Origin of the sequence: Candidatus Marimicrobium litorale, from assembly GCF_026262645.1 — a bacterium.
In the GTDB taxonomy this organism is placed as follows: Bacteria; Pseudomonadota; Gammaproteobacteria; order Pseudomonadales; family Halieaceae; genus Marimicrobium; species Marimicrobium litorale.
Genome location: NZ_SHNO01000001.1, coordinates 3,203,413 through 3,220,322, shown reverse-complemented (window position 1 = coordinate 3,220,322; position 16,910 = coordinate 3,203,413). Strand labels below are relative to the sequence as shown.

The window sequence follows — 16,910 nt, the reverse complement described above, 5'->3', positions numbered from 1 at the left end:
ATTTTTGCGTTTTGGTCCACACGCCCTCTTCGCCACGTCGATGTCCTGACATATCGGGCGCCGGGGATACCCCGGGCATCTAGCGCGCGATTTGCGCTAAACTAGGCTCTCATGCCATCACAGTAGCTTTTACATGACCCAACACGAGTATGTCTTTGTCGCCATTTCTATTATTCTGGGCCTGGCGATCACCCGCTTATTGCATACGATGGGGCTACTGATTCGTGCTCGCCGAAGAGTTGTATTCCATTGGGCCACGGTACTCTGGGCTATCTGCGTAATGGCCTATAGTTTGCAATTTTGGTGGGTGGGCTGGGAGTTACGGAATCTGGAGACATGGACTTTCAGCAGTTTTGTGTTGCTCACCGCTGGCTCTATTTTTGTTTATGGGGCAGCGGAGATGGCTCTGCCGCTCCCCGATGGCGACGACGAGCCAGACTTTTTAACGCACAGTGAGGGGTTGGGCCGCCTGTCGGCACTGTCGATGCTGCTGTATTTCGGTGTCGGGCCGTATGTAAATATCAGGCTGTTCGATAATGATCTTGTGACATCGCTGGTATTACCGGCTCTGGGCATACTGCTGATGAGCCTTGTCATCCTTTTTCCCAAACTATTTCGGGTCATATCGATCTCTTTCGCAGCTTACACCGCAGTCATACTCTACCTCACCGCCTGAGGCCCAATTAAGCGAGTATTGCGCCCGGGCCCGCAGGCCAATCCAACTGGCACTGCAGTGCGTACTGGTTATCATTAGCATTTCCCGGATACTCACATGCGTACTCTCGTTCAATTGATTTTTCCCCTGCTACTCATGTCTTGCGTTGTCGGCTGTGGCTCTGTGTCTGTCACCGACTACCAAAACGCAACACCAGTGCTTGATCTGGAGACATTTTTTCAGGGAGAGCTGACCGCGCACGGCGTGGTTAAGAATCGCAGTGGCCGTGTTATTCGCACATTCAACGCCACTATCGCCGCTAGCTGGGAGAATGGCGAGGGCATACTGGACGAGCATTTTGAGTTTAACGATGGTCAGCTGGACCAGCGCAAGTGGATACTAACGCCGGCAGGAGACAACCGTTACACCGGCACCGCTGGCGACGTTGTGGGGGCGGGTGTACTCGAGGTAGCGGGCAATAGCGTCTTCCTTGACTACACACTCCGAATTCCTCTGGACGAAGACAGCATAGACGTTCACGTCGACGATCGTATGTACCTCGTCGCCCCGGGAGTGTTACTGAACGAATCGGAAATGCGGAAATTCGGTGTACGAGTTGGCAGCATTTTGCTCGTCATTTTGCAGCCCGACGCTCAACCACCCACCGCAGGTGCAGCACCAAGCTAGGTAGCAGCAGGCGACAACGTACATAACCCGGCCTCAATGTTTTTTCTACCGGCTTTTTTCCTGAGAGGTTTTATGCAGGCTCTTCAATCTTGGTTTGCCAAAAATATTCAACGACACTCGTGATACCGTTGCAAATGACAGAGCCGGAGTACCTCATCCCTCCGCTGTATTGATTACAGTGGTGCAGGCGCTCCTGCCCCCACAGCTGCCGATGAACGCAATGTCCTAACGATCGACGTCTGCACATGTGCACGTTGTAACCGTTGAGCAATAATGCAGCGCGAAAACCATTCGCCCTCCCCAAGTCGCGCAATTCTTGTCGTCCGTCCCATCCTGATGCAAAGTCGGCAGGCAAGTCTGCACCAACCTCTGGGAACTCGACCGCGGCTGCGTTTCAGCGGTCACGGCAGGACAATTTGCCGCCGAGCACTCATTTTCATCAGACCCTCCGGTGTATTGTCGCTCTCAGGGTCCACCAAAACTCCTTAACGCCGGTTGCAGCTGGCCGTCTGGGCAGCTACCTTAATCACAATGTACTTTGATATCGACTACTGGTGGCGGGTCGTACGCCACGTTTGGGGACTGAGAGGGTGGCACAAGCGCACCAGCATGCTGGTACGTCTGATTCTTTGGATACCCCTCCGTACGTTGTTGCATAGCGCCTGCTTCGTGCTGGATTACCTGTTCTTTCCGAGGCTGTGGACGCAACGAGTAGAGCGCCCTGTTTTTATTGTCGGACACGCACGCAGTGGCACAACCCTTGTCCACCGTCTGATGGGTGCCGACGGAGAAACGTTTAGCTACTTTCTTTACTGGGAGATGTTTTTCCCATCATTATTGCAGAAAAAAGTGGTACGCGGTGCTGGATGGCTGGACGCTCGCCTTTTAGGTGGTTGCCTGAACCGCAAGCTCAAAGCCTGGGATGAAAAAACCTTTGGACCCTACCGCCACATGCACTACATGAGCCTATGGAATCCTGAGGAAGACTGCTTCGCCATGGCTGCCGCTTTCGTATCCCAACAGTGGTCCCTGGATATACCGATGATGGACGTGGTGGACTTCTTTCACCTTGACAGCATGCCGGTCAAACGGCGCCGCTGGATGCACCACTACCGCGAACTGGTAAAGCGCCAGCTACTCCTCAACGGAGGAGGCAAAACCCACCTCTCCAAAAACCCCGTGATGAGCGGCTGGCTAGATGCTTTGATTGAGACGTTCCCGGACGCACGCATTGTGGTCATGATGCGCGATCCTGCTGAGTGTATGCCCAGTTGCCTGAAACTGGTTCAGGTCACGTGGAAAGGCAAAGGCTGGCAGCCCGATGATTACGCCTTATCGCTTGAACTGTTGACAGAAATTTCTTTCGAGCATTTCGAGAACCCGCGCCAGGTTCTATCTAGGCACGAGCAGACACCGCAAATTGTCGTAGACTACCGAAAGCTTACCACTGCCCCGCGCGAGACTGTTCATTCGATATATGAAGCCCTGAATCTCGATATGAGTGAACGGTTAGATAGCTGGCTACTAGCGCAGGCCGAGCGAGAAAAAAAGCACCAGGGAAAATTTGAGTACAGCCTTGGAGAATTCTTTTTGCGTAGCGACGATATCTACGCACGGTTAAAGGTATTTTATGAACAGTACCAGTGGCCGATACCAAATACGCAACAAGGGGACCACGTAAATGACTGAACAGGATGTTAACGCGGCAAAGAACGAACTCCGTAACGCCTTTGACCACATGATAGGCGAACTGCAAGCGGCACGGGATATTATTGACAGCCCCGATCACTTCGCCCCGGCCGCGACGGATCGCGTTCTCGCGGAGGGATATCGCTATCTCGCCGGTTACCTTCATCACGGCATAGAAAGAGCCTTTCACGAGGATCCGAATTTTCCGGCCTTTCGCAATGCGCTATCGATTTTTAATAAGGCGACCATCGACAATGCGGACGCTATTTATTTTTATGCGCCAATTGACGGACGCAAGCACTATCGAATCACGGCAATCATTGAAGATAGCCGTCACTGGCGCGGGCAGGAACGCCTGTATGGCACAGCGATCGCGCCACAATACATGATTTTTGAAACCAGCGACGGTGGCATCGCCGGTGATACCGGAGAGCTCACAGAGCTGATACCGGGCACTAGGACAGGTTTCGGCACACTGGACTCCTCCGCTATCGAACTCGGACCCAATGGCGAGTTTGAGCTTATGCTCGGTCCTGACAAGCCTTCGGATTACAATGGTCATTTCATCTGTACAGAGAAGCCGCCAAAACAGGATTCGCCTGACGGCGAAACCCGCTACGCCACTTATATCAGCGGTCGACAGCTATTTCACGACTGGGAGTTCGAAGAACCCGTAGCCCTTACTATTACCCCGCTGGGCGATGTCGATCAATACCCGGCGCCGTTAACAACTGAAAGAGTTGTAGGCCAGTTACATCGTATGGGCAGTATCATTCACGGCCAAATGCAATTCTGGCTGCAATTTTACGATGTGGTTCTCAACTGCAACGGAACGCATGAAAATATCAATAACAGCCCCTATTTTATGCCGGTCAACGCCTATAACACCCCCAATGCCGCTTCAACTGACACAGGGGGCGGCATGAGCACCAACATTTATGCCGGTGGTTTATTCGATCTGGCCGAGGATGAGGCACTTTATATCGAGGCACAGTATAGCGGCGAGCCCGTCTACACGAGCTTTCACCTTGGAAATCTCTGGGGCGAATCACCAGACTACGCCAACCACCAAAGCAGTCTGAATGGCTACCAAATGTATATGGGAAAAGATCAGGTGCAGCGCTGGGTGGTGGCCCATCGCGATCCTGGCGTACAAAACTGGCTGGATACCACGGGCTTACCCAAGGGTTACCTGTCTCATCGTTGGGCTTACAGCGAATTACCGGCCAAGGAACAATGGCCAAAAATCAATGCCAAAAAAATTCGATTCGATCAGGCAGCGTCGCATTTCCCAGCGGATCAACCAATACTGACCGAAGCACAGCGCCGAGAGACTATCAAGATACGCCAGCGTCATGTACAAAAGCGTTTTCGTGTATTTTAGGGCTATGCTCAAAGGCACAGTTCAAAAAAATATGATTGTAAATAACTCGGTGAAATTAGATAGTGCGACGTCGTCTCTGAGGGTGATACGGATGAAAAGATTGGAAGGAAAAGTTGCCCTGATCACCGGGGCCAGTCGCGGAATAGGTCGGGCGATCGCGCAGAGGTTTTCCGCAGAAGGCGCCGGCGTCGTGGCCTGCGCTTCTCGCCTGGGGCCACACGGCGAGCTGGAAGGCACACTGGAAGGCACGGTAGATGGCATCAATGCCGCCGGCGGCAAAGCGACCGCACTCGTGTGCGACCTTTCCAATTGTGACGCCAGGGCTGACCTAATTGCCCGAGCCAGCGAGACATTCGGCACCGTCGATATTATAGTGAACAATGCGGCCAGGGCAGAATACAATCTGCCCAGTCTTATCTCATCCGAGTCCCGCAATAAGATATTTGACCTGAACGTAAACGTGCCCGTGGAGCTCATACAGCAGGCACTAGCGGCCATGGAGAAAAAGGGGGCCGGCTGGTGTTTGAACATAAGCAGTAGTTCAGCGGAGCAGCCCAGGCCCCCCTACCCCGACTCTAAAGTCGCCGCACACATGATTGGCGCATATGGTGCGACCAAGGCTGCTCTGAACCGTTATACCCAGGCATTAGCAGACGAATTGATTGAAAGGGGAATTTACGTAAACGCGCTGGCGCCCAACAACATCGTGCTAACCAACGTGGGTAAAGCCGTAGAGGGAATAGCCACGCGTAGGCCCGACATGGTCGAGCCCATAGAAATGATGGCAGAGGCGGCACTCGAGCTGTGCACAGGACGACATGTCGGACAAATCGTGTACAGCCGCGATCTGCTGCACACCACGGGTCAAAAATTACACTCCCTCGATGGCCGCAAAATCATAGGCGATGCTTTTTCTCCCGGTTAAACTGCATCCGTGAAAAACTCTATTCAGGCAGGGTATTCGATAAAGTATGTGCGTGATTCGAAGAAAGCGGACTTAAGACCAACTTGATATCGCAACTTACTATTGCGTGACCTGCCGTTTTCGCTCGCAAGCCGTCTGTTCTCGCAGGCTCAGGAGTTATAGTTACAGACCGTGTTTCCTTAAAAGCCCTGCTGACGACATTTAGGCACTACGACGCTCTGCAGGCGCCACCCGGCTTGCACTGTACTCGTGAGATCGGGGGGTACGCTGCAGCCCGAGGACGCGCACTACCGCGGCGCCACCGTCAATGCGCCGTCAGGCGCGTTTTTTAAAGGTAATGGGCATCGCTTTGATGGACTGCACAAAGTTCGACTTCATGTATCTCACATCGCCATCAAACTGAGGATGGTCGATTCGGGCCAGTATCTCTTCGAGCATCACGCGCATTTCCATTTTGGCAAGATTCATACCGAAACAGTTGTGATAACCAATGCCAAAAGAACGGATATCGCGCGATAGATCGTGCCGCTCAGCACGGTGTACATCGAAGCTCTCAGGATCGTCAAAAACCTTGGGATCGCGGTTAGCACCGGGATAGTACATGATGATTTTGTCGCCTTTTTTGATTGGTGCATTGTCGAGCTCGGGCACTGTGACATCCTGCGTTGCAGTACGACGCATACAAATAAAAGGGGGGTTGTAGCGCAACATCTCAAATATTGCGCTCTCTATTTTTTCGGGATTTTCCTGGAGGTACCGATACTGCTCGGGCCGCTCCATTAGATTCCGCATCGAGTGTGAAATTGTAGTACGGGTGCTCTCGTTACCGGCGACAATAATCATCAGAAATATCCAGCCAAACGTTTCATCCGAAACCGGCTCTCCGTTGATAATACCGTTGAGCAGCTGACTGCTCACGTTCTTGACGTCGGAACCCCTGTACTTGGCGGCGAGTTCATTGGCGTAAACAATGAGGTTCAGTGATGCCTCGTCGGCCGCATCACGACCACCGGATACATCCGGATCGTCCCCGAACATCATCGTATTAGTCCACTCAAAAATTTTGTGACGGTCCTCTGCAGGGATATCAAAGAAATCCATAATGAGGAGTAAAGGTAGTTCGGCTGCGACTTCCGTAACAAACTCGCAAGAACCCTTATCTATGATCCGATCCACGACTGCTCCTGCATACTCTCTGGCGCGATCCTCGTAAGTTGCTACTGCTGCAGGCGTGAAATGATCACGAATTAGCTTGCGGTAATCGATATTATCCGGCGGATCGAGATTGATAAACATACGCGACTGTATGTTATCGACCATCTCCTGGTCGAATTCCATAGGAATAGCTGTGCGCAGCCGCGAAGAAAACAAATCATTGTTTCTGGAAACGAAATCAATCGCAGCGTGCTGAGTTATCGCCCAATACGGAACCCCTGTTGCAGGATCATCTATTTGTATTGCTGGCCCAGCCGCGCGTATTTTTGCGACATCGTCGCCGGTAAACCCATCGCCCAGGTAGGTCGGCTCCATGATATTTGCAAAAGGACATTCGGACATCGCGGTTTACCTTAGATCTCAATATTAGGGCCCAATATCATACAAGCCCGCTGCCATGACGCAAACTATCTTTGAGCAGGAAGCTGTTTTATATTCTGCCATCGGTCTAAACAAACTAACCATACCTACTCTTTGTATGCGTTGAGCGTAGTGGCCTGGCAGAACCTCACGTACAGCCGGCATCCGCGCCTTCTCCGGATACAGTAACTTCTGCATCTCTCACGGGTGCCCATCATCGAAAATACCGTCTTTCAGGGGAAATCAAGAGCGCTGTCGGAAAGCGTCAGAAATTCGTTCATTTCTCTGCAGAGAATATCGACCACACCGCTGCGAGGCAGATATCAGCATGGCCTGTTACTATCCCTATACGTCCCTAAGGCACCTGAGGAATTTTCTCTGCGCTACAGCATTTTTGATGAAGCCAAGCCCGCTTCGCTGGTCAGTCATGTCGAATACCGATTCGTGACCCGCGTCATTCTGCGCAAGCCTATGGTTCCTTTCCGAGCTCATTCAATTAGTCCCTTTATCACCTCAACGCGATGACGTACGCGGCCCATCAGTGATTTTTAATTCTGACATGTGGGCATGAAGACCCTTGTAGAGACTCACACATACTAACAAAAGAATTACTGTAAACGGAATTCCAGCCGCCACAGTGCCCGCCTGCAAGGCCGCCAAAGCGTGGTCGCCACCACCATAGAGTAACGTCGCGGCTAGCAGTCCCTGTACTGTGGCCCAGAATATACGCTGGATTATTGGTGCATCACTTTTACCGCCGGCTGTGATGCCATCAATAACGAGCGACCCAGAATCAGAAGAGGTGATAAAAAAAACAAGAATAAGTAGTAAGCTAACAACCGTCGTTATGCCACTGTAAGGTAATGCCTCGAGCATCTGAAAAGTAGCGAGGCTTATACTAGCCATGCCGTTGGCAAGCCCGCCGATTTCATTCTGCACCTGGTACAGCGCATTTACACCCAATACGCTCATCCAGAGAAGAGTGACAAAAGTGGGTATAAGCAGTACTGCAATCAGAAATTCCCGGACAGTCCGCCCGCGCGATACCCGCGCGATGAACAAACCTACAAAAGGCGACCAGCTAACCCACCAAGCCCAGTAGAATACAGTCCAATCGCGAAGCCATTGCTCATCCTCGCGCCCTGTCCAGTTACTCAATGGCACGATGTTGGCGAGATAATTACCGGCTGTTTGCAAAACTGGATCAAGTATCCCAACGTTACCAATCACAAAAGCAATAAACGCTAATAGTAACGCCGCCAGCATCATATTGATGTTACTCAGCACCTTAATACCGCCATCAAGTCCCCGCGCCACCGATGCGATTGCCACCACGGTAACCACAATAACGATCGCGATTCTGGAGCTCAAGCCATCCTCCGTACCGAACAACATGGTAAGGCCCGCGTTGACCTGGGACGCACCCAGCCCCAAAGATGTCGCCAATCCAAAGATTGTTGCCAACACTGCGAAGATATCGATCACATGACCGGGCCAGTCCCAGCAGCGTTCGCCCAGTAAAGGATAGAAGGCCGAGCGCAACGACAGGGGCAGGTGACAGTTAAAACTAAAAAAAGCCAGCGCCAGTGCGATAACCGCATAAATAGACCATGCGTGTAAACCCCAGTGATAAAGAGTAGCCGCCATGGCCATGTCTGCCGCTGCCGGTGTCTGCGGAACCACTCCCAATGGCGTCCCGCCCTCACCCAGGTAATATGTCATGGGTTCAGCGACACCCCAGAACATTAGTCCAATGCCCATGCCTGCCGCAAATAGCATCGAGAACCAGCTTATTCGACTAAACTCAGGCTTTGAGTTATCGCCTCCGATTCTGATCTTTCCCACCGGAAGCACAATGAGCATCAGACAGAAGATCAGTATGCTGCTCACTGAGATCATCATGAAAATGTCGAACGTTGCCACGAACCATGACCGCACGGATGTGAGCATGCTATTTGCTTCGCCGGGGAACTGCACGGTTGCCAACACGAAAACCATGATAAGCGTGGCACTAACAAAAAATACTGGGCTGTGGATGTCCATACCCCATATCTGGACATTGTTATCCCCGATGGCATGATCCGATTCATATTTCCTAGCCATAAATGCCTCTGAGCATAAGCGATTTTATTGGGCTGTCGTGCATTATACGTAGGCTGGCAAGCTTTGATCCGAATTTTCGATTGAAACAGGGGCTTCAGCGGACAAAAAAACAGCAACGCCGAAAAAATATATATAGCAGACATTCACATAGGCCAGTCGTGCAACCTTATTACTGCGACGGCGGTTAACACCATGCCGGCAACGTGTGCTGATAGTATCCATCCTGCGGAACGCACAAGTACTCGGTCAGCATAGGCGCGACCGGGCGTAAACCCGAACTATGACAAGAATCAATTACGCTGGCGCACGGGCTGAATCGACCTGTCGAGTCAGTTTTTTCTCGAACGGTCCGAACTGGTATTTAAGCAAGCCCGCCGAAACTGTCACGGCTCGATACGCCCCATTCGGGCCGCAACCTGCGAATACTTCACACGGAGCTATCCAATAGCGTGCTGCTGCGACCCGCACAATCCCGCGTCGGTTGCAGCAAGGCATCGTACGTTAGACCCCTTCGTTGACTCGCCTACACCCGCTGGTCACGGTACTATAGCCGCACGACACCGGAATGAATTCACAATTCAATCGCTGGGTATTTGCTCCGCTGGAGACCACTGTTAAGCTGGCAACGCCACAGACGATAGGATCGCGTGAAGCGCGCCATCGAAGCATGTGAGCGTTAAACCTGACATAGTGCGAAAGCGTAATCCAAACTGCCGAAGCAACAGATCAGTACACAATGCATTCGGACGTGGTAGATGCAGGCCGGCACCCAGAAAAAATACACCGCCTGCGTAGACATCTTCGAAAAACAATTTTTTTACCACAGTATTGCAAAAAATTAACACTATTTCCGACAACGAAACGCTATGACAACTCTTGATGCCAACAGCCAAACACTCTCACGATTTCTTGCCGATCATCCCAGACTGACAGTACTCACAGGTGCGGGGATAAGCGCTGCTTCAGGCATTCCTACCTATAGGGATCACACAGGCAACTGGCAATCCCGCACACCGATACAGCATCAGGACTTTATCAAGGAGGGGAGCACACGGCAGCGCTACTGGGCTCGCTCTTGGTATGGTTGGCCGCTGATCAGGGATGCCCAGCCCAATGCTGCGCACTTTGCGCTACTGGCGCTGGAGCGGGCTGGGCAAATTGAGTCGCTTATCACGCAGAATGTGGATGGTTTACACGCCCGCGCTGGAAGCCAGCTGGCAATCGATTTACACGGCAGAGTCGACCGCGTGCGCTGTCTCGATTGTGCTGTATTTTTTCACCGGCAAGACGTTCAGGAACAACTCGCCGCAGACAACGAATGGCCTGCAATCACGAGTGATAGTCCTCGTCCAGATGGCGATTGGGATATTCCTGATTACATCATCAAAGCGGTGCACCCGCCTCAATGCCAAAAATGCGGAGGTACGCTGATGCCAGATGTGGTTTTCTTCGGCGGCTCGGTCGCACGATCCAAGGTGGCCAAATGCCTTGATGCAGTGGCTGCGAGTAATGCGTTACTAGTCGTAGGTAGTTCACTGACCGTATATTCCGGATTCCGCTTCTGTCGCCATGCAAATAAGCTTGGAGTCCCCATCGGCATCATAAATACAGGGCCTACCCGAGCCGACGAACTCGCATTAATGTCCATCACCGACGATGCCGCTGCCGTTCTGCAATCGGTAATACAGCCACTTACCGCCTCTACTGATAAATCAGCCGATAAATAAAAGAAATTTATTGCTGAAGTAGGCCACAGGGATATCAGGAAATAGCAGCATTACCACTAGATTACATGCTCGAGCGATAGCAGTCTCGGAGACTGTCTTGGAAGGGAAAAATATACTTGTTACCTCAGGCACCGGCATCAACGTCTCACCGTTTGGTCGAGGATCATACAGTCAGTCTTGCAGGCGTCGACTCCGTGCGCCTGAGACTGATCTTTATCTAACGATTTAGCACATCATCCTTAACGCAATTGGCTACGGCCACTATCTCGCTAATGTCGTCTTCAAAGATGTCTAGGTCTCTCAACGTTTCGATAAGATTATCTAGCATCGCGTTAAAATGGCTCTCATTCAGCCGCATGTGTGCATGTGCCGAGTGCATATCTTTTCCGCAATACGTATTGGGGCCACCGAACATCATGGTGAGAAACTTTTTCTGGTTTATGCCGTGACTCATAATATCAATATTTTCGAAAAAACTACTGATACGCTCGTCGGTCAGAACTTTCTTATAGAAAATATCCACGGCTTTATCCACCATGATATCTCCACCAATGCGATCGTAGAGTGTCGTTGCAGGACCCGCCTTGCTCTCCCCGATAAATCGCACCGAGGCCTGTTGCGACATCATCTCGAGACGAATGAACGAGTACGTGGGTTCCTGAAGAAGTATTTATCCACCATGACCGCTTTCTGGCAAATAGGCAGATCCATGTATAGCGCCGTCTCCCAGGTGCCATTAGGTCTGTAGCGTCGGTCACCATAGCCGCTGTGGTACCGCTGACAGTATGCCTTACCCCGCGATCGCTTCTCTATACACCATTGCACGGCTTCTGCCCTCTCTGGTGCCAGCAGCTTCTCGCGTGCTTTCATGCATTGACCCATGAGCTTCGCCTTGTCTTGCCTCGTGATTATTTCTGCATTTGCCATCGAACTAGGCAGCAGAAACACCAGTAACAATAACAGGGCTGATTTTGTTTTTACGGACATTTTGTAAGTCATGGTTTCGCCACCTTCGACACCGTGTTTCATGGAATCGAGCCGATACACGGCTATTTCTTTCAGATGGTCTAATCCTAAAGGATCGCAACGGTGTAACAATCCGTAGAAATACGTTAGGTAGAATTACGTTAGGTAGAATTACCTAGCTCTATCTTCCAAATTTATACAGAATTGTTTCAGCTACGAGCAAAACACCGCCTGATAAGCACTTTTCGGCTAACATTCATGGACGACAACGCGTTGCACTGTGATTTTTCACACAATTATACGGTTGTAGCGGCCTTTACCCTGCTGCCTCCGACCCTAAAGCCGGGTCGAATTCGTGCTGTCATTCACAGCTGCACACCATGCATCTATCCCGCTATCAACGTAATACACCGTAAAGGGAAGAATGCTGGCAAGGCTTGGCTATTTTTATATGACTGGAATGCAGCTCAACGAATCAGTGATCGTATTGATTTAAGGCGGTCCACCGGGACGAGCGACACAGTCTATATGTGGTGGAGGAAATCGCTCCGGCATTAAAGCGCGGCGGGCTTCATTTAGGGCAACTAATTTTTTGGGGTTCACTACAACAACAGTGACGGTCAGCTAAAAAAACGCGGAGGGATATCAGCATGTGTAGAAAAAAGAGAACCCGCACCGTAAGAGATAATTCAAACGTAATCTATGGCTGTCTCTGGCGATAAAGGAAAACTGGCGGCCCTTCTCAGTCAATCGCAGTGGGCTCAATTTATCCGTAAAGAAACGCTTTTAGAAAATCCAGCTCTTCGCGGACGTCAAACGGCTTGGAAATTACACGCACAACATCATGAGACATAAGTTCTTCACTGCTTACATTGTAAAAACCGGAGCATACTGCGGCAGGAATTTTGGTCGGCGCTTCGTTCTTTAGGTAACGCAAGAGAACGAAACCATCTGAGCCGCGCATCCTCAGGTCAGTAATGATCAAATCTACGTCACGATCCTTCAAAACTGAAATTGCACTATCACCTGAATCGGCTGTCACACAGTCCGTATCGATCATTTTAAGGATCTCCTGCCATATGCCTGTCAGGTACTGCTCGTCATCGACAACCAGTACAGTCTTTCTGGGGCGATCATTCATGTACGTTCCCTATTCACTTATCGGCAGCTGTAATACGAACTGCGTGTTTATAGAGTCCTTTCTATGAATCAATTTTCCATTGTGATGTGACAAGATACTGGAAGATATTGATAAACCCAACCCGGTTCCTTTGCCCAACTCTTTGGTAGTAAAAAAAGGGTCAAATATCTTCTCTTCCACATCCTCAGCAATGCCGCGACCACTGTCACTTACACTCAATTCGATCAAACCGCCGATTCGTCGGCCAAGAATTTTTATCCAACGCACGTCTGTTTCCATCACTGCGTCGCAAGCATTATTTATCAAATTCATCATTACCTGTGAAATCTGCACCTTCTGACAAAAAACACGAATCTCTGGATCAATCTGACATTCAATATCTATATCGCTCAAGCGCAGCTTTTCCGCACAGAGACTCAGCATTTCCGCGATTATTTTCTCCAGACTGCAATCTTGAAAATCATCCTTATTCGAATCGCGAGAAAACGTTTTTAAATTATGAATAATTTTTGAAATTCGATCTGTCGTCTGAATGACCTCGCGAATATTTTTCTTGAACGCTGTTATATCTATCTCATCTGACTCCAAAGAGATATCCAATAAGGCCATCTTTCCGGAGATGATTGCCAGAGGATTGTTAATCTCGTGTGCAATACCTCCTACGAATTCGCCGAGCGCCGCAAGCCTAGCTGAATTTGCAAGTGCTTGCCTTTGTTCCAGGATTTCCTTTTCCACTTCGACTCTGTCCGTGATGTCGTTCGTGATGGCAATGTGAGCTATTTCACCGCTTTGCAGTTTATAGGGGCCTGCATAGCTTTCCATCCATCGCCGAGATCCCTTTAGGCCTATCATTTCAAACACTAGGGAGCCCCGCTCTCCTGAGCAGACCCGCCGGTTAAAACGAATGAATTCATCTCGGTGTCCCGCAGCCACCAGATCATAAACATTGGCGCGGAAAACGCTTTCCATATTTTCTGCTTCAGCCAGAGCGAGCCCTTGGGGATTCATGTGTAGAAGCTCCCCCCTCGAACTAATCACTTTTAGACAAGACGGCGTTGACTGGAACATCTCATCGAGTGAGACCAGGTCTAAATGACTATTTTTCATCGATTTTCATTTCTCATCCAAAATTCGCTGCCTATACTGCACTTAATCAATCCGTTTTGCAGGCCACGATCTACCTAGAACTCTTTATTCTCGATGTCATAGATTTACAGCATTCGATTTCGTCTTTCAGTATTCTCTCATGTTGAGCGAGACATCCGTTTACAGCTGCGTAGTCAAACGTGCCCACCGCTGCCTATAGCCCAGCATTTGCCAGCCCTTGAATCACATAAGCCTGGTAATTCACCCCTGAATACTCGCCCGGCTCATTCTGCGTCATAATTACCCCAACAAAATCGGTCTCTGGACTGACAAAAAAGGTCGTACCGTAATAACCCGACCACCAGAAATCGCCATTCCTGTCAGGCGTCATAGTGGCCTCTGAATCGGCGACCACGGCCATGCCAAGCCCCCATCCCATACCTTCGATACCGGGCGCCCCTCCGGGGCCGCCGCCGCCAAGGACTCCATCGGCTACATGAAGACGCGTCATGTCGTCCACGGCTGCTTGCGTCAGTATACGCGTATCGCGGTACTCTCCGCCGTTCCATAGCATCAGGGCAAACTGCATGTAATCAGAAACCGTGGAAACGAGTCCACCGCCTCCCGGGCTCCACGCGGGGTCATAGTGAGTCTCGGCTTCGACGAGATCGCCTCGCGCGTCCTGTGTGTAGACGGTAGCCATGCCAGCGCGTTCATCGACAGGGGGTTCATAGCGGGTATCGGCCATACCCAGGGGCGTAAATATTCGCTCCTTCATAAACGCTCCAATAAGCTGGCCCGTCACCACTTCAATCACCGCGGCCATTACATCCGCGGAAGCTCCATATCGCCACTGGATGCCAGGATCTTCAAACATGGGTAGTGATGCGAGATGTGCCACCCTTTCCCTCAAACCTCCGCTTTGTTGAGAGTGGAGATTATTTTCGTTCCAATAGGTCTGCAGGGGCGACGTCACCATGCCTGGTCCGACTCCCGATGAAAACATGAGAAGGTGTCGTACTTTCAACTCTACCTGCGGCGCTCGCGTCGAAAACATTCCTTGCTCATCTGAAATGTGGCTCGTAGCAACCTGAATATCAGAAAATTCCGGCAGATATAGCGCCACCGGATCATCCAGATGTAATTTGCCTTCCTCCACAAGAATCATCGCTGCTACCGCGGTCACCGGCTTGGTCATAGACGCGATTCGCACCTGCGTGTCCATTGTCATCAACGCACCGCTTTCAATATCCTTATAGCCCACCGCATCAGCATGAATTACGACTCCGTCACGAGCGAACAGCGTAATATATCCAGAGCGCTCTCCGCGCCAACTGGAAAAACGCATGTAGGCATTCATTGCGGCACGACTCCACCAAGCGAGATCTGCTGGTGTCGCAAGGCCCTCTCTCACTGGAGGGGTGGTAATCTCCTGTGATTCACCACTGCAGCCCACGAGTGTGATAAAGAACACCAGCATCCACGCACGAAGTATTTGCATTGTTTTTATTCTCATTTCATATCGGCCGACACCATAACAGATTAACCTCCGTATCGCGCCTCCGATGCGGTGATGATTAGAACTCGGCAGTGTTCTGACATTATTGGAGCCACAGCTATCACTCGATTGAGCAGGTGGCCTATGAAACATTACTAAACTCCAATTGATTACTCGCTGCACTGACATCGTTCGACCCATTGCACGAAAGAGAGGCCCACAATCACGACAAAGGCCAGTTCACTTGCCGCGGTGCTGGTGTAATCTGCGCGCAGCAACTAAATACAAATTTTTCACTGAATGCGCAATTACACGGCAGCACCCTATTCAAGCCGTAAAAAAAGATTAAAAATCGAATGTATGCTGCCTGACACGAGTCGGTGCTGTGGCCGGAGAAGATTGATCAACAAGACTCGACATCGTAAGACCAATCAGACGAACGCCGAGGGGCACGGGAAGCAATTGAGTCAATAATTCATGGGCCACGCTGGATAAATGTTGTCTGCCGTTAACACAACGTTCGAATGACTTACTGCGCGTAATCTGTCGAAAATCGGAGTACTTCACCTTCAGAGTGACAGTTCGCCCGGCAGCCTCATTTTTAGTGATCCTCTCCCAGACGCTTTCAATGACATGATTCAACGCATCTCTCAAATCATTCTCGGACTGCAGATCATGCTGGAAGGTCCGCTCACGGCCCACCGATTTTCTTATGCGGTCAGGCCGAACCGGTCTGTGATCTACACCCCTGACAGCGTTATAGAGGTAATCTGCCGAGTTCCCGAAATGTTCGCGCAGGAAGACTATCGACTGCGCTCGCAGATCCGCTCCCATATGTATTTCCAATTGATTCATACGCTCTGCAGTCTTGGGACCGACACCGTAGAATCGCCGGACGGGCAGACCTGCCGCGAATTGAGCGCCCTCCTGCGGTCTTACAACAAAGATACCATTAGGTTTGTTCTGATCTGACGCGACCTTGGCAAGGAACTTGTTGTAACTAACACCGGCACTGGCTGTAAGGCCAGTCTGCTGGTGTATCGAAGCCCGAATTAACTCTGCCGTCTGAATCGCGCTGCCAACAGTCCGCTTGTCTTGAGTGACATCGAGGTACGCCTCATCCAATGATAGTGGCTCAACCAAATCACTGTACTGGTTGAAGATATCTCTAATCTGTTCCGAGACACTCCGATACACCTCAAAGCGTGGCGGCACAAATACCAGCGACGGGCAGCGTCGAGCCGCGGTTATCGAGGGCATTGCAGATCGCACACCATATTGCCGAGCCTCGTAACTCGCTGCGGCGACTACGCCGCGCCGGGCAGAGCCTCCCACTGCCACGGGCTTATCACGTAAAAGGGGGTTATCTCTCTGTTCAACACTGGCAAAAAAAGCATCCATATCGATGTGGATGATTTTTCGCAGAGGTTCGCTCTGATCGTCTTTCATTCGACACGCATCGTTTAACGCGAGC

General features: G+C 50.8%; 14 protein-coding genes. 6 read left to right on the top strand and 8 right to left on the bottom strand.

Translation table 11 applies throughout. The features are described from left to right. The first annotated feature begins 133 nt into the window (after positions 1-133). The 5 genes from EYC82_RS14600 to EYC82_RS14580 all read left to right on the top strand — a co-directional run bounded on the left by EYC82_RS14600 (position 134) and on the right by EYC82_RS14580 (position 5,340). Positions 134-676 (top strand): hypothetical protein, encoded by a 543-nt coding sequence (locus EYC82_RS14600; RefSeq protein WP_279250277.1) that lies wholly within the window; start codon positions 134-136, stop codon positions 674-676. Between the two features lie 96 nt (positions 677-772). After that, a complete protein-coding gene (locus EYC82_RS14595) occupies positions 773-1,342 on the top strand; it encodes a DUF3833 domain-containing protein (RefSeq protein WP_279250276.1) in 570 nt (189 codons plus the stop codon). 609 nt (positions 1,343-1,951) lie between these two features. After that, positions 1,952-3,031, top strand: coding sequence for a sulfotransferase family protein (locus EYC82_RS14590; protein ID WP_279250275.1), 1,080 nt, complete (start codon positions 1,952-1,954; stop codon positions 3,029-3,031). Then, positions 3,024-4,415, top strand: coding sequence for a hypothetical protein (locus tag EYC82_RS14585; RefSeq protein WP_279250274.1), 1,392 nt, complete (start codon positions 3,024-3,026; stop codon positions 4,413-4,415). Before EYC82_RS14590 ends, EYC82_RS14585 begins: the two co-directional genes overlap by 8 nt. A gap of 91 nt (positions 4,416-4,506) precedes the next feature. Next, entirely contained in the window at positions 4,507-5,340 is an 834-nt protein-coding gene (locus EYC82_RS14580; RefSeq protein ID WP_279250273.1) for an SDR family NAD(P)-dependent oxidoreductase, read from the top strand. Between the two features lie 315 nt (positions 5,341-5,655). Here the strand turns inward: EYC82_RS14580 and EYC82_RS14575 are convergent, their stop codons facing one another. Together EYC82_RS14575 and EYC82_RS14570 are read right to left on the bottom strand one after the other, a co-directional pair. Then, positions 5,656-6,897 carry a cytochrome P450 gene (locus EYC82_RS14575; protein ID WP_279250272.1) on the bottom strand — a complete coding sequence of 414 codons (1,242 nt, stop codon included), beginning with the start codon at positions 6,895-6,897 and terminating at the stop codon, positions 5,656-5,658. A 531-nt stretch (positions 6,898-7,428) separates the two neighbouring features. Beyond that, positions 7,429-9,018: a BCCT family transporter gene (locus tag EYC82_RS14570; protein WP_279250271.1), complete on the bottom strand. Its 1,590-nt coding sequence runs from the start codon at positions 9,016-9,018 to the stop codon at positions 7,429-7,431. A gap of 866 nt (positions 9,019-9,884) precedes the next feature. On the opposite strand from EYC82_RS14570, the gene EYC82_RS14565 reads away from it, so the two are divergent. After that, positions 9,885-10,745 (top strand): NAD-dependent protein deacetylase, encoded by an 861-nt coding sequence (locus tag EYC82_RS14565; protein WP_279250270.1) that lies wholly within the window; start codon positions 9,885-9,887, stop codon positions 10,743-10,745. A gap of 217 nt (positions 10,746-10,962) precedes the next feature. Here EYC82_RS14565 and EYC82_RS14560 read toward each other — a convergent pair whose 3' ends face one another. The 6 genes from EYC82_RS14560 to dinB form a co-directional block, all read right to left on the bottom strand. Continuing rightward, positions 10,963-11,373, bottom strand: coding sequence for a group I truncated hemoglobin (locus EYC82_RS14560; RefSeq protein WP_279250269.1), 411 nt, complete (start codon positions 11,371-11,373; stop codon positions 10,963-10,965). Then, complete coding sequence (locus EYC82_RS14555; RefSeq protein WP_279250268.1) at positions 11,370-11,774, bottom strand: hypothetical protein; 405 nt, start codon at positions 11,772-11,774, stop codon at positions 11,370-11,372. Before EYC82_RS14555 ends, EYC82_RS14560 begins: the two co-directional genes overlap by 4 nt. A 703-nt stretch (positions 11,775-12,477) precedes the next feature. Further along, positions 12,478-12,852: a response regulator gene (locus tag EYC82_RS14550; RefSeq protein ID WP_279250267.1), complete on the bottom strand. Its 375-nt coding sequence runs from the start codon at positions 12,850-12,852 to the stop codon at positions 12,478-12,480. 9 nt (positions 12,853-12,861) lie between these two features. After that, positions 12,862-13,920 carry a sensor histidine kinase gene (locus EYC82_RS14545; RefSeq protein ID WP_279250706.1) on the bottom strand — a complete coding sequence of 353 codons (1,059 nt, stop codon included), beginning with the start codon at positions 13,918-13,920 and terminating at the stop codon, positions 12,862-12,864. A 232-nt stretch (positions 13,921-14,152) separates the two neighbouring features. After that, positions 14,153-15,439: a serine hydrolase domain-containing protein gene (locus EYC82_RS14540; protein ID WP_279250266.1), complete on the bottom strand. Its 1,287-nt coding sequence runs from the start codon at positions 15,437-15,439 to the stop codon at positions 14,153-14,155. A gap of 342 nt (positions 15,440-15,781) precedes the next feature. Next, positions 15,782-16,885 (bottom strand): DNA polymerase IV, encoded by a 1,104-nt coding sequence (gene dinB / locus EYC82_RS14535; protein WP_279250265.1) that lies wholly within the window; start codon positions 16,883-16,885, stop codon positions 15,782-15,784. Positions 16,886-16,910 lie beyond the last annotated feature (25 nt).

Excerpts from the sequence above, each read along its gene's own strand:
- EYC82_RS14590 (WP_279250275.1), top strand. The coding sequence starts at position 1,952 with ATGCTGGTACGTCTGATTCTTTGGATACCCCTCCGTACGTTGTTGCAT.
- EYC82_RS14560 (WP_279250269.1), bottom strand. The coding sequence starts at position 11,373 with ATGATGTCGCAACAGGCCTCGGTGCGATTTATCGGGGAGAGCAAGGCG.
- EYC82_RS14565 (WP_279250270.1), top strand. The coding sequence starts at position 9,885 with ATGACAACTCTTGATGCCAACAGCCAAACACTCTCACGATTTCTTGCC.
- EYC82_RS14585 (WP_279250274.1), top strand. The coding sequence starts at position 3,024 with ATGACTGAACAGGATGTTAACGCGGCAAAGAACGAACTCCGTAACGCC.
- dinB (WP_279250265.1), bottom strand. The coding sequence starts at position 16,885 with ATGAAAGACGATCAGAGCGAACCTCTGCGAAAAATCATCCACATCGAT.
- EYC82_RS14550 (WP_279250267.1), bottom strand. The coding sequence starts at position 12,852 with ATGAATGATCGCCCCAGAAAGACTGTACTGGTTGTCGATGACGAGCAG.
- EYC82_RS14600 (WP_279250277.1), top strand. The coding sequence starts at position 134 with ATGACCCAACACGAGTATGTCTTTGTCGCCATTTCTATTATTCTGGGC.
- EYC82_RS14580 (WP_279250273.1), top strand. The coding sequence starts at position 4,507 with ATGAAAAGATTGGAAGGAAAAGTTGCCCTGATCACCGGGGCCAGTCGC.
- EYC82_RS14575 (WP_279250272.1), bottom strand. The coding sequence starts at position 6,897 with ATGTCCGAATGTCCTTTTGCAAATATCATGGAGCCGACCTACCTGGGC.
- EYC82_RS14540 (WP_279250266.1), bottom strand. The coding sequence starts at position 15,439 with ATGCAAATACTTCGTGCGTGGATGCTGGTGTTCTTTATCACACTCGTG.
- EYC82_RS14570 (WP_279250271.1), bottom strand. The coding sequence starts at position 9,018 with ATGGCTAGGAAATATGAATCGGATCATGCCATCGGGGATAACAATGTC.
- EYC82_RS14595 (WP_279250276.1), top strand. The coding sequence starts at position 773 with ATGCGTACTCTCGTTCAATTGATTTTTCCCCTGCTACTCATGTCTTGC.
- EYC82_RS14545 (WP_279250706.1), bottom strand. The coding sequence starts at position 13,920 with ATGTTCCAGTCAACGCCGTCTTGTCTAAAAGTGATTAGTTCGAGGGGG.
- EYC82_RS14555 (WP_279250268.1), bottom strand. The coding sequence starts at position 11,774 with ATGAAACACGGTGTCGAAGGTGGCGAAACCATGACTTACAAAATGTCC.